Below are 13,069 nucleotides of genomic sequence, written 5' to 3' on the forward strand. Positions count from 1 at the left end.
TACTGAATATCGAATAAAAACGATTGAGAAATTCGACTTTAAATGCTAAAATCGAGTAAATATTTAGTAAATTTTATCTACTTTGTGATGGAGGAACCAACATGAAAGAGGAAGCTTTGAACAATGACACGTTACAGGTAGGTCCTTACCATTTTCAATTATCGGGCTGCAACGAGCAGTTTCGCGGCTCAATGACTCGGGCGACCGTTCAGGAAGGTGTAGAACTTATTCACATCAAGTTGGAAGGGGAGAGCCTGCAGCAACCGCCAACGATCGAATTAATTTGGCATCATCCGGGCATCGATATTCAGGGCAGTTGGTACCCAAGCGCCTATCGTTCCAAGAGACTTCGTGTAGATTGGGAAGAAGGAGTCGTTTCCAAATCAACGTATTCGGCGCCAGTCTTTAGTTTATTTAACGTACAGGGCAGCAACCGACTCACATTCGCCTTCTCTGATGCGCTTAATTCCGTAGCCTTGTCAGCAGGTGTCAATGAGGAGACCGCCACGTTCCGCTGCGGGGTCAAGTTATTTTTTGAACCTAGTGCACCCATGTCTGTTTACGAAGCGACTTTGCGCTTGGACACGAGAGAAATCGCGTATTATGAATGCTTGAACGATGTTCAAAAGTGGTGGGTTTCCCTTCCTGGCTATACGCCTGCACTTGTACCTGAATCAGCCAAACTTCCCATGTATTCAACTTGGTACAGCTTCCATCAGCAGCTTACTTCAGAAGGGATCGAGCAAGAGTGTAGACTAGCCAAACAATTAGGCTGCGAAGCGGTCATTGTCGATGATGGCTGGCAAACCTCTGATAACACGCGTGGTTACGCTTATTGTGGAGATTGGGAAGTATGTGATGAGAAAATTCCCGATATGAAAGCTCATGTTGAACGCGTTCATCAACTGGGGATGAAATATCTGTTATGGTATTCGGTTCCTTTTATTGGATTCAAGAGTAAGAATTGGGATCGCTATAAAGGCAAAATGCTAAAGACGATCGATAGCTTGCAAACAGGCGTGCTGGATCCGCGGTATCCTGATGTGCGGGAATTCATTATTAACTTGTATGAAACAGCTTTGGCGGAGTGGGATCTTGACGGATTTAAGCTTGATTTTGTAGATAGCTTCGTTGGAACTGAAGAGACGATTTATAAGGAAGATAGCTCGATGGACTATATCTCAATTCCTGAGGCTGTAGACTGCTTAATGAGTAATATTATCGACAGATTGAGGCTCATAAAGCCTGACGTCATGATCGAATTTCGTCAAAATTACATCGGCCCCTTAATGAGAAAATACGGGAACATGTTTAGGGCAACGGATTGTCCGAATGATGCGATCGAAAATAGAATCAGAACGCTCGATGTCCGGTTGCTTAGCGGAGATACGGTTGTTCATTCCGATATGATGATGTGGCATCCTCAAGAGCCGGTTGAAAGCTCTGCGCTCCAGATCGTCAACACGCTATTTTCCGTTCCGCAAATTTCTGTTCTGCTAGATCGCTTACCGGAAGAGCATCTTCAAATGGTGCGGTATTGGCTATCTTTTTGGAGAGAGCATCGCGATGTATTGTTAGACGGCCGTTTGAAACCCCAGCATCCAGACTTTCTTTATCCATTAGTTATCGCCGATAACGGGCATAAAAGGATTGTATGCGCCTATGGCGATGTAACTGTCAAACAAGGAGGCATTCATCCCGAGCTTGTTTTGTTCGTGAACGGAACGTTGAACTCGCGGATTTATGTGGAGATTGAAGAGGATTGGGGCGCGAAATGGGTTGAGGTTCGTGATTGTAAGGGGCAATTGATCACTAAGGAACGTTTGGAACTGAAAGCTGGCATTCATCGTTTGGATATTCCCCCTTGCGGCGTGGCAACGGTATACGAATAGCGTCAAAAATGTATGGAGAGTATGTGATAAAGATAGCTACGATTAAAGATATTGCCAGAATCGCTAAAGTTTCTTCTGCTGCGGTTTCAAGGGTATTAAACAACGATACGACGTTCAGTGTACCTGAAGAAACAAGGCAGCGAATTATGGAGACGGCAGGTAAGTTGAACTATCGCAGAAATGAGCGGAAGCAGAAAACGGAACCAAATGACATGAAGCAGCTAAAGTTTGGTCTACTGATCTGGTGTTCCGAGCAAATGGAATATTCGGATCCCTTCTATTTGTCTATCCGCCAAGGCATCGAGAAGGAATGCATCAAGTACGGGATTAACATTAGCAGAGTGTTCCGATTTATGGATGAATCTAACACGAATATCGATGCCCATCAGTTGGATGGATTATTCCTGATTGGAAAGGTGGATATCGATATCATCAACAAATCGACCCGTACGCCAAACATCGTTTCTATCGATTATGTGCTTAGTGATGAATTTGATTCCGTGATGTTCGATTTGCCCAAAGCGACCAGGCAAGCATTGGATCATTTACTTCAACTAGGTCATCGGAAGATTGGTTATATGGGCGGAATCAGCTATATTCGAACCTCGGAAGGTAAAGTGTTCAATACGGATGCTCGGCAAAAAGAGTTTGAAGTCATGATGAAAGAATTAAACTTATTCAATCCTAATTATGTGTTTGTCGGTGATTGGCGCGCCGAAGTTGGGTATGAGCTAATGAAACAAGCGCTGGAAGCGGAAGATGTGCCTACCGCCTTCGTGATTGGTAGCGATCCTATGGCGATAGCTGCGCTTAAGGCGGTGAGCGAATCCGATTATAAGGTGCCTGACGATATAGCCATTGTCAGTATTGACGATATTCATTTAGCTTCGTTTGTGACTCCTCCAATAACGAGTATCAAAGTGTACATGGAAGAAATGGGGGAAACAGCCGTTAAGTTGATGGTTGACCGCCTGAGAGGTAGAGGACTGCCGCTGCATGTAACCATTCCAACGAAACTTATGGTGAGAAAGAGCTGTGGTGCGAACACTGCGGACGCATGATAATGAACGATTAATGCATAGTAAAGCGAATAGATGAGTCTTTCGCTTTACTTTTAAATATATTTAGTAAATTTATTCATTAAATAAGGATAAAATTTAAAATATTTTAGTAAAAACTATTGTGTATTTAGAAAATAATTAGTAAAATAAAAAAGTGGAATGATTCACCAATCAAATTTGCAAAGACAACTTGCTTACAACAGAATGCACGGTCACAGAATTGGGAAGCTGAGATGCAGGAGGAAATCTTAAAGGACGGTTTTGAAAGCGCAATCATTTTAAACTACTTTAATTGAAAGAAGGGGTCGGATTTGAAAAAGACTTTGCGGGTTATGTTATCTGCTGCACTAACGATGAGTGTTGTTGCTGGATGCTCCACACAGAAGGTTGACAACAAAGCATCAGAAACACCAAAAACTACGACGGAAACAAAAACGGAAACAGCAAAAGCCGCAACGAACGAGTTTGGCTGGGAAGTGCCTAGTAAGCCGATTGAGTTTAGTTACTATTATGCAGATTCGATCAACCCAGACAAGACCAAAAAGAATAGCGATTTGATGCATAAATTCTTATTAGAGAAGTTTAATGTCAACATAAATAAAATTACTTTTGATGCTAAGAAAGAAGATAAACTGAATTTGATGCTTGCTTCTGGTGATTATCCTGAAGTGATTGCCAATATGGACGAGGCGACGGTAGCCAAGTGGGTCGCACAAGGTAAAGTGCTTGAAATTGGTCCGATGGTCGACAAGTTAGCGCCGAACGTCAAGACGCAATTGGGTGATCTGTATAAAACATACTTAACGAACGGCAAATTGTATGCCCTTCCAGGTTATTGGGGATCACTGCCAATCCCGGATTTCTCAGCACATATTCGTTATGACTACTGGAAAGAACTTGGGACTCCGAAGTTTGAAACGCCAGATCAATACTATGATGTACTGAAGAAAATTCAGGAGAAGCATCCGAAGAATGATAAAGGTGAAAAGACGTATGCGCTCTCTGGTTTTGCGCCGGTTACGGAGAAGATCGTTCCAACACTGGCTGGCATGTGGGGACTGAAAGACGGGAATAAAATCAGCGCTGACGGCAAGATTACGCATTGGATTAACACGCCTGAAGGTCTTGAGCTTACGCTTTTCATGAACAAGATTTATCGCGATGGCTTGCTCGATCCAGATACATTTATTAACAAGTACGAGAATATGAAAGCTAAAATGTCAACGGATCGTGTTATGGGCTTCATTGGCGCATGGTGGATTGGTTGGAACGCAGGACACGAAGTGTGGCAGAAGAGCGATCCTAACTGGAATGAAGAGAAGCGTTTTATGCAAGTGAGCGCTAAAGCTGCGACTGCTGATAAAGCTTACTTGTCAGGGAAGAATTCGCGAAGTACAGGTATGACGGTGATAACGAATAAAGCCAAAAACCCAGAAGAAATTGTGAAATGGTTAAACTACTCTGTGACAGATACCGGTACAAGATTAATCGGTTGGGGAGTTCCGAATACCGACAAATCCGTATGGAACTTCAAAGATGGGAAAGCCAGTTTTGTTGAATCACAGAAACAAGCGATTATCGATTCCAAATTTGATTACGATGCTGGTGATCTACTCGGCATGGATATGTATAATCTGGTTACTAGCCAAGGCATTACAAAGGATGACGGTAAAAGCGCATATTGGTTTGATCAAAACTTCAACGATAATGCGAAATGGAAAAAGATGATGAACGATAATTTGAAAGATACGATTTATGACAATACCGTTGGGGATATCAAAATTCCTGCCAACGACCCTCTCGCAATAACAGATAAGCAAGTGAAAGATTTGCTTGAGTCGCAGTGGGCTAAAGCGGTTATGAGCAAGACGGAAGAAGAGAGCCGGAGCAATTACGCAGCCTTGAAAGAAAAGCTGAATGCGGCAGGCTTGGATAAGATCGAGAAATATAAAACCGACGAATACCAAAGAAGATTAAAAGAGTGGAAATAACAATAACGAAAGGAAGGGTCACTCCTTCCTTTCCTTTGTCCGAATTGTCTCAGTAAATCAAAACAATCGGATATGGAGGTACTTATGGAGAGCACTGTGCATGAACTGAATGACTATCGAACAAGTTCTATGGCGAAAAAGAAGACAAAGTTTCAATTGATTAAGAGACGATTTTATAGAGAGCGTCAAATATGGATGCTTTGCATCCCCATTCTCCTCTTTATTGCGATCATGCAGTATTTACCGATGTTAGGCGTGATTACAGCCTTCATGAATTACATTCCCGGAACTTCTGTTTTCAAGAGTGAATGGGTAGGCCTACTGCATTTCAAAACGTTCTTTGCATCACCTGATTTCCCCATGCTTATGCGGAATACGCTGGCAATTGGCGGGCTGAATATTTTGTTTGGATTCCCGGCGCCGATTATTTTGGCCTTGCTGCTAAATGAAGTTCGCAGTAAGCCTTTTCGTAAATTTATCCAATCCACATCATACTTGCCCTATTTTCTTTCATGGGTAGTCATTGCCAGTATTACTTTTACCCTATTTGGTAATGAAGGGATTTTCAATGAATTTTTGCTGCGTTTCGGATTCAGTGATCAGCCTATAGCCTTCCTGGGTGAAGGCGGGAAATATTACTGGGGAATTATCACGGGACTCGGCGTGTGGAAAAATGTTGGATGGAACTCCATCATTTACTTGTCGGCAATTACAAGTGTTGACCCTGAGCAGTACGATGCAGGAAAAGTGGATGGCCTCGGCAGATTCAAAAGCATGTGGCACATTACACTGCCCGCTATTCGCCCCACGATTGTCGTATTGTGGATTCTGAGCTTGGGCAGTATTTTTACGGCAGGACTGGAAGCCCCTCTCTTAATCGGAAATTCGCAAACCAGAGACTATTCGGAAGTCATAGATACGTATGTGTTCACATATGGACTTCAGCTCGGGAACTATTCTTTTGCAACCGCTATTGAATTAGTCAAATCAATCATTGCGATTAGTTTAGTATTCGGGGCCAATCGCTTTACGAAAAAAGTGATGGATACGTCAATCTACTAGGGGGAGCCTACATGGTCACTACATTCTCAAAACAATCGCTAGGCGGCAAAATATTCGATATCGTAAATCTTATTATTTTATTAATTTTTGGCTTGCTGGTGGTATATCCTTTTTTAAACTTGCTTGCGCTCTCTTTCAATGATGGAACTGATGCATTGAAAGGCGGCATCTATTTGTGGCCACGCAAATTATCGTTCAGCGCATACGAGTTTCTGTTTCAGGACAAGCGACTCATTTCCAGTTTATCGATCTCCATCATGCGGGTAGTTATCGGCACGCTTACCTGTGTGCTTTCGACTGGACTCTTGGCTTATATCGTTACGATTAAACATTTCTCCGGAAGAAAGATGATGAAAGTCATCTTTATTATAACGATCTATTTTAGCGGCGGGTTGATCCCAACTTATCTGGTGTTTCTTGGCCTCGGGTTGACGGATTCGTTCAATGTGTACTGGATTCCTGCTATGTTTAACGCGACTTGGATGCTGTATATGGCTTCTTATATGGAAAGTATACCTGACTCCTTATTTGAATCGGCTAGAATTGACGGTGCAAGCGAGCTCGGCATTTTCGTCCGTATTGCGGTCCCGGTTTCGATTCCTGTATTTGCTTCGATTGCCATTTTTAGTTCGGTAAGTCACTGGAACTATTGGCTGGATACAGTGATCTACAATTCAAGTGGGAACTGGGATACACTGCCTATTTACTTGAAAAGACTGCTGCTTGAAGTGGAAGCGTTCGAAGAGTTAAGAAATCCGCTAGCACTTAGCGAAAAAATGAGAGATTTATCGCCAACTACACTGCGTGCTGCATTAACGATGATTGTTACATTACCGATCTTTTTCGTCTATCCGATCATGCAAAAATATTTTGTCGGCGGGCTCACGCTCGGGGCAGTTAAGGGTTAGTTATTTTCGATAAAAAATAGATAAAATGATCATATTGGAGGAGCCATACATGTCAAAAATTACTTTCTTAGGTGCAGGAAGCACCATTTTCGCAAAAAATGTCTTAGGGGATTGTATGCTCACACCAGCGCTTCAAGGATTTGAATTGGTACTGTTTGATATCGATGCGGAGCGTTTGAAGGATTCCGAAAATATGCTCAATAACTTGAAACAGACAATGGGGAGCACGTGTGTCGTTAAAGCCTATTCCGACCGTAAGGAAGCCTTACGCGGAGCTGCTTATGTAGTCAATGCCATTCAGGTGGGTGGATACGATCCGTGTACCATTACCGATTTTGAAATTCCGAAAAAATACGGTTTACGGCAAACGATCGCGGACACAATCGGTATTGGCGGGATTTTCCGCAATCTGCGTACGATTCCGGTCATGCTTGATTTTGCTAAAGACATACAGGAAGTATGCCCGGATGCCTTTTTTCTGAACTATACGAATCCGATGGCTGTGTTGACCAATGTCATGAACACCTACGGCGGTGTCAAAACGGTTGGCTTGTGCCACAGCGTTCAAGTATGTGTGCCTCACATCTTCGAGCATTTGGGCATGGACCACAGCGGCGTGCAGTGGAAAATTGCAGGCATTAATCATATGGCATGGCTGTTGGAAGTCACAAAGGATGGCGTCGATTTATATCCGGAAATCAAACAACGTGCGCGCGAGAAACAAAAAGAGAAGCATGATGATATGGTTCGTTTTGAAATGATGCTTCGTTTCGGGTATTACATTACGGAGTCATCCGAGCACAATGCGGAATACCATCCGTATTTCATCAAGCGGCAGTATCCGGAACTTGTAGACAGATTTAATATTCCGCTTGACGAATATCCTCGCCGCTGCGTAAACCAAATCGAGCGTTGGAAAACGATGAGGGAAGAGCTTGTCAGCAATAAAAACTTGACGCATAATCGGACGCTTGAATATGCGTCTTACATCTTTGAAGCGATGGAAACGAACAATCCGTTTAAAATCGGCGGAAACGTCATGAACACAGGTTTGATTACAAACCTGCCGAAGGAAGCTTGCGTAGAGGTACCGTGCCTTGTTGATTCAAGTGGCGTGAATCCGACCTATGTAGGAGATTTGCCTCCGCAATGCGCTGCGCTGAACAGAACGAATATCAATACGCAACTGCTTACCATTGAGGCTGCTATGACTGGGAAGAAAGAACATATTTACCATGCTGCCTTACTGGATCCGCACACGGCTGCTGAACTGTCTATCGACGATACCGTTGCACTGTGCGACGAACTCATTGAAGCACATGGTAATTGGCTTCCTTCTTTCAAGTAAAAAAGGGGGGATTCCCCCTCTTTTTACACGCCAGAATTAATACGTTTTGGGTTATGGAGTAAGCACGTGGGTCAAGAAGTGAGTAAGGCAACTAAAGTTGCTCATTTTCACTTCATAGTCCCTGTTCTGCTTGCATAAGCAAGCTTATTAGAATGAATAAGCAAACTGAGCTTGCTTACTCAGTTCTACCTAATCTGCTATCTTAAAGGACCTAGTCGCAGGCTAGGTTTATCTTGTGTGATGGTATGGAACATGATGGATTTAGTTACAAATAAGAGATGTGAGATTTGAAGTAACTCCCGTAGATTTGTTTGGTAAGGAGGGGCAAGCAGCCATGAGCAATCCGATAGGACCACTAGCTGAGAATTTGATCCGAAATTCAAATTTTGATGCTGCGAAACAACATTGGCTTTATGATGGTGCGTTTACATACAATTCAGGTGATAATGTTATTGCCTACTTGGATCCGGGGGCGTCTTACTTGTCCCAAATCGTAACGGTGCCTGTCACAGGATATTATAAATTACAGGCCTTATTCAACATGGCTGATGAAACCGGTGCAAAGTTCGGAATCAGATTCCCTGAGGGAAGTGATATCAAAAGCGGCAACGTACCTAAGAGCAGTGTACCTGTGGCACAGACGCTTAATGGCATATTACTGGAAAAAGGCGCTCTTGTTGAAGTTTACTTCACAGGCATCAACGCTAATGACAAATGGGTTGAAATTGACGACTCTTATTTGTTGAGAGACACTGGGAATACGAACCCACTACCTGAACTTGCCAATATCGTCTCCTTTGCGGTACCGAATCAGGTTGGATTTTCGAGAGTAGATGGAGCAGCTAATAAGGTTTCGTTTAAAGTGACTTATGGAACGAATGTGAAAACGATTGCCCCGCAAATCGCCGTTTCAGAGGGCTCTTCCGTTACTCCGTCAACAGGAGAGGTGAAAGACTTTACCCATCCGGTTACCTATACGGTCAAAGGGAAGAACGGCACAACGCAGCTGTGGACAGTGGAGTGTTCAGCAGCTGACAAAGAAATCACGATTGATTCCTCCAATGGGAAAATCAAAGATGCTTTCAATTGGGCTAAGCCCAAAGCAAAGTCATATGTAAGAACGGGTAAACAAGGCCTGATTAATAGGGATGAAACCTTTAGAAACTCACCTGAAATTAAGGGTTACATGCCATCCTACTGGGCTGGGTATGCTCACCGATACGCCTTCTATTCCAGGGATATGGCTCATCAGATGGCGGGCGCCCATCTACTAGGACTGGATCGGGAAAACTTCTCCATGCTGAAGGCATTTGCTGGAACAGCGAACGAAACACATAAATGGTACCCAGCATGGGCGCTCAATTTCGATGGCTCGATTTTCAAATTGGACTATCGCAACGCAAATAGTTTTGTCAGAGAAGTTCCGGCTGTATTCGAGCTTGTTGAAAAAGCCTACAGCATGTATTTATGGACCGGCGACAAGAACTATTTGACCAATGAGACGCTTTGGACCTACTACGATAAAGCAGTGACGGATTTTATTGCGCTGCATGACGGGCAAATAAAGAACGGAGTCGCTGAAGGAACAGGAAAAGGCATTTTCGATGGCGCAGCTTCTTATGATGAACGGAACGGTGAGGCGGTCGTGGAAGCGGGGGATGGAATCGCATCCCAGTATCAAGCGCTGCTTGCTTATGCCAATTTGTCCAAAGAAAAAGGCGACATGAAAAAGTACCAGGAGTTTAAGGAAAAGGCACGAGCATTTAAAAAATACTTTAACTCGGACTGGGGAGTCAAAGGAATTGACTCTGGTTATGTGCGAGGCTATGAAGCGGGCGGCAAAGCTTACAGTAGCTACGGAAGAGAAGCGAGTTGGTTCATGCCGATGAAGCAAATTACAGAGGCCGGTGAGCGGACTGACCAATTCCTTGGGCTGATCGACAGGATGAGTGAAACGCCGGGACAGGCGCCGGTAAATATCGAAGCCTTCACCTACTTGCCGGATACCTTTTTCCCCTATGGAAAAAACGAACTCGGTTGGAAGTGGATGAAGTATGTCATCGACAGGTTAAACGAACCTCATGAGATAAGCAGCCAAGGAACAAACGGGGATTATCCGGAAGTCTCTTATACGTTGATCAGCCAAACGGTGGAGGGATTGATGGGAGTGACTCCGAATGCGCCTCAAAACAAGCTGTCTACTATATCCCGTTTGCCGCAAGACATTCAGTGGCTGGAACTCAACCATATTTCTTTGGGTGATCACGATGTCTACTTGAGACACGACGGTGCTACAAAGAGTACTTTAAGAAACAATTCCGGTACAAAAGGGATCAATTGGGAAGCGCAGTTTGCGGGTTCTTACCGTTATATTCAAGTGAATGGGTCTGCCATACCGGCAGAAACGAAAACCGTAAACGGGGTTACTATTAGCTACGCGGAAGTCAAAGTACCAATAGGGCAAAGTGTAATTGCAGTACCGTCAAATAAAAAGGGCGGGCACGATCAAAATGATCAAGATGATCAAAGTGATCAGTAAGCTCGCGGTGAGTGTGTTAACGGTTATCTAAGTATAGAAAGCTGCTGATAATTCGTTTATCAGCAGCTTTTTTGGTATGCATGAACAGGAAGCGGTGTCGAGGGAAGAAGCCAGCAGGAATGTTTAGCTATTCAGATTGTAAGAGATCCGCACTCTCCAGTGGGAGCTGTGGACGTCGTGATGGATCATTTGCAGGATTTGAGAAAAGGAAAGTGTCAGGAGTGTCTAAAGAATTAGACATATTGGCAGGTCGAGTGTCTAAAGTATTGGAATATGAGACCGTCGATTCCTTCATCCATTTGGCGTGTGAATTGTTGTAGAATTTACAACATTGCCTCAGCATACATTGTTTCGATATGCCGTCGCCCCTCCGCGACCTGAGGATGAAATTGAATCAGCGCTTGTTCGCGAACCGCCCATACATTCCGTATTGCACGCTGCAGCTCCTCATCGGTACCGCTAACTCCGCGAAAAGCTGCGATCGAAATTCCTGCAACCGTACCTTGGGCGGCGGCTACCTTCGCGCTTTCAATTCCAGTAATGTTCCCCGCTACGAACAAGCCTGTAAGCGGTGTTTGCAGCTGGGCGTTGTGGAGCGGGACATGTCCGCCTAATTCAGGTACGAAGCGGAAGGGACATCCGGCTACAGCGGCCAGTTCGGCTAAAGGATAAAGACTGCCCGCCATGCAGACGAAATCGACGGGAACACTTCGCGTGGAATGAGCCGCGATTTCTCCGTATGGAGACAGATCAGCCAGCTGCACGCTCTCGACTTTTTCCTTCCCTTCAATTTGTAGGGCTGCTTTTCGCAGTTGGATCGGGATCCCCCAAATTTTAAAACCGTTCTTCGGGTAAAGACGAAGTCCCCATGTTTGTAACGGGGAATAACGCATCAAGCCGCTGCCGAGACGAAGAATAGGGGACGGTGCAAGGTGACCGAGACGCAGCATCGACTGCATCACTTTATGGGGATCTCCTGCATCCGTATTTATGACGTTTTTGGCCGGAAGCACCATGGCGGCAATATCGATGCCAGCTAATTGCAGTTCGCGTGCAATGGCCATGGACAGCACATTGATCCCCACAATAATTCCACGCATGCCTACGCGGACCCTATGCACATTCGTCATCACCTGAGCAGCGCCAATGGACATGACACCCGGTAGCGTCCACCCCGGAATAGGGGCTGCGGTCTCCGCCGCACCTGTAGCAAGCAGGAGTGCAGGCACTTCCCGCACGCCATTCGACGTATAAACGATCCAACCTTCTGCCGATTGCTTCATATCGTAAACGGAAACGCCGAGTTCGATAACCACGCCAAGAGACACGGCTTTATACTGAAGTTTGGCTGACTCTTCAATCCCATTCCACCATGTCCCGTTAGGTTCTTGATGCAACTGGCCCAGCAGCCTGCCTCCAGGTTTCATGAATTCGTCGACAACCGTTACTTTTAACCCGCGCTCTGCGCAGGAAATTGCGGCTGACAAACCGGCGGGGCCGGCTCCAACGATAAGTACGTCTGTCATGGAAGATGAGCTCCTTTCTTCAACGGGGAGGGGAGTGATTTGCCTGTGCGGACGTCCAACCCATTTGTCAACAGCGTAAGGCACGCCCTTTGTCCGTCAATCCCGTCGACCGTTACACGGCATTCGAAGCAGTGCCCGATGTTGCAATAAAAACCACGCGGTGTACGGGTTTCTTCGTGGTAACGAAGCGTGCGAATACCTTGCGCGAGCAGCGCTGCGGCGATCGCTTCTCCCTCAAATGCTTCATATTCCTGATCATCAAAACGAAAGGTAATACCTTTTCGTTCGCTCCATTCACCTAGAATAGGGTGGTTCATAATTCGTCCGTAACTCATGAATGATCTCCTCCCAAGCTTTGAAAGGAGACAGGTCGGACAGGAGGCTGATGTTTCAGCGGTATTTCATTTGAAAGGGGTGTATCCGATAGTTCCTGTACGATCTTATCGACCAATAAGCGGCAGGTGCGTCCACCGCAATAACCCATGCCAGCACGGGTGCGTAGTTTCAATTCACGTGAAGAACAAGGATGCTGTTCGAAGGTTTCAAGCAAATGCGCAAGGCTTATTTCCTCGCATCGGCAAATAATAACGGATGTCATGTTCATGGGATTCCTTTCTTTTCGGTTTTAGTGCGATTCCTTCCTACAGATTTCTAGCAAAAATCGCGCCAATCTGATCAGACAAAGGTAAAGCTGGAAATATTGGCACGTAATTTGCTAATCTAAAGAAGACTGATACGAAAA

General features: G+C 44.9%; 10 protein-coding genes and 1 pseudogene. 8 read left to right on the top strand and 3 right to left on the bottom strand.

Features of this window, described 5'->3' with window-relative positions; translation table 11 throughout:
* Positions 1-101: 101 nt before the first annotated feature.
* The 8 genes and pseudogenes from G519_RS0105670 to G519_RS53470 form a co-directional block, all read left to right on the top strand.
* Positions 102-1,892 carry a glycoside hydrolase family 36 protein gene (locus G519_RS0105670; RefSeq protein ID WP_029193858.1) on the top strand — a complete coding sequence of 597 codons (1,791 nt, stop codon included), beginning with the start codon at positions 102-104 and terminating at the stop codon, positions 1,890-1,892.
* Positions 1,893-1,915: 23 nt separating this feature from the next.
* Complete coding sequence (locus G519_RS0105675) at positions 1,916-2,953, top strand: LacI family DNA-binding transcriptional regulator (protein WP_051253119.1); 1,038 nt, start codon at positions 1,916-1,918, stop codon at positions 2,951-2,953.
* A gap of 311 nt (positions 2,954-3,264) precedes the next feature.
* Positions 3,265-4,944, top strand: a complete 1,680-nt coding sequence (locus G519_RS0105680; protein ID WP_029193860.1) for a type 2 periplasmic-binding domain-containing protein — start codon at positions 3,265-3,267, stop codon at positions 4,942-4,944.
* An 84-nt stretch (positions 4,945-5,028) separates the two neighbouring features.
* Positions 5,029-6,006, top strand: coding sequence for an ABC transporter permease (locus G519_RS0105685; protein ID WP_244280025.1), 978 nt, complete (start codon positions 5,029-5,031; stop codon positions 6,004-6,006).
* Positions 6,007-6,017: 11 nt separating this feature from the next.
* Entirely contained in the window at positions 6,018-6,914 is an 897-nt protein-coding gene (locus G519_RS0105690; protein ID WP_029193862.1) for a carbohydrate ABC transporter permease, read from the top strand.
* Positions 6,915-6,963: 49 nt separating this feature from the next.
* On the top strand, positions 6,964-8,262 hold the full coding sequence (gene melA / locus G519_RS0105695; protein WP_029193863.1) for an alpha-glucosidase/alpha-galactosidase: 1,299 nt from the start codon (positions 6,964-6,966) through the stop codon (positions 8,260-8,262).
* A gap of 334 nt (positions 8,263-8,596) precedes the next feature.
* A complete protein-coding gene (locus G519_RS41885; RefSeq protein WP_051253121.1) occupies positions 8,597-10,801 on the top strand; it encodes a DUF5018 domain-containing protein in 2,205 nt (734 codons plus the stop codon).
* Positions 10,802-10,903: 102 nt separating this feature from the next.
* Positions 10,904-11,038: pseudogene (locus G519_RS53470) on the top strand (hypothetical protein); the annotation flags it as partial.
* Between the two features lie 86 nt (positions 11,039-11,124).
* On the opposite strand, the gene G519_RS0105705 reads toward G519_RS53470, so the two are convergent.
* The 3 genes from G519_RS0105705 to G519_RS0105715 are packed head-to-tail and all read right to left on the bottom strand — an operon-like array spanning position 11,125 to position 12,931.
* The gene (locus tag G519_RS0105705; RefSeq protein WP_029193864.1) at positions 11,125-12,327 is read right to left on the bottom strand and encodes an NAD(P)/FAD-dependent oxidoreductase; all 1,203 of its coding nucleotides are present in this window, start codon (positions 12,325-12,327) and stop codon (positions 11,125-11,127) included.
* Complete coding sequence (locus tag G519_RS0105710) at positions 12,324-12,662, bottom strand: (2Fe-2S)-binding protein (RefSeq protein WP_029193865.1); 339 nt, start codon at positions 12,660-12,662, stop codon at positions 12,324-12,326. Before G519_RS0105710 ends, G519_RS0105705 begins: the two co-directional genes overlap by 4 nt.
* Entirely contained in the window at positions 12,659-12,931 is a 273-nt protein-coding gene (locus tag G519_RS0105715; protein ID WP_029193866.1) for a (2Fe-2S)-binding protein, read from the bottom strand. Before G519_RS0105715 ends, G519_RS0105710 begins: the two co-directional genes overlap by 4 nt.
* Positions 12,932-13,069: the final 138 nt, after the last annotated feature.

It is taken from the genome of Paenibacillus alginolyticus DSM 5050 = NBRC 15375 (genome assembly GCF_000422905.1).
In the GTDB taxonomy this organism is placed as follows: Bacteria; Bacillota; Bacilli; order Paenibacillales; family NBRC-103111; genus Paenibacillus_E; species Paenibacillus_E alginolyticus.

Excerpts from the sequence above, each read along its gene's own strand:
- G519_RS0105670 (WP_029193858.1), top strand. The coding sequence starts at position 102 with ATGAAAGAGGAAGCTTTGAACAATGACACGTTACAGGTAGGTCCTTAC.
- G519_RS0105685 (WP_244280025.1), top strand. The coding sequence starts at position 5,029 with ATGGAGAGCACTGTGCATGAACTGAATGACTATCGAACAAGTTCTATG.
- G519_RS0105690 (WP_029193862.1), top strand. The coding sequence starts at position 6,018 with ATGGTCACTACATTCTCAAAACAATCGCTAGGCGGCAAAATATTCGAT.
- melA (WP_029193863.1), top strand. The coding sequence starts at position 6,964 with ATGTCAAAAATTACTTTCTTAGGTGCAGGAAGCACCATTTTCGCAAAA.
- G519_RS41885 (WP_051253121.1), top strand. The coding sequence starts at position 8,597 with ATGAGCAATCCGATAGGACCACTAGCTGAGAATTTGATCCGAAATTCA.
- G519_RS0105705 (WP_029193864.1), bottom strand. The coding sequence starts at position 12,327 with ATGACAGACGTACTTATCGTTGGAGCCGGCCCCGCCGGTTTGTCAGCC.
- G519_RS0105710 (WP_029193865.1), bottom strand. The coding sequence starts at position 12,662 with ATGAGTTACGGACGAATTATGAACCACCCTATTCTAGGTGAATGGAGC.
- G519_RS0105715 (WP_029193866.1), bottom strand. The coding sequence starts at position 12,931 with ATGAACATGACATCCGTTATTATTTGCCGATGCGAGGAAATAAGCCTT.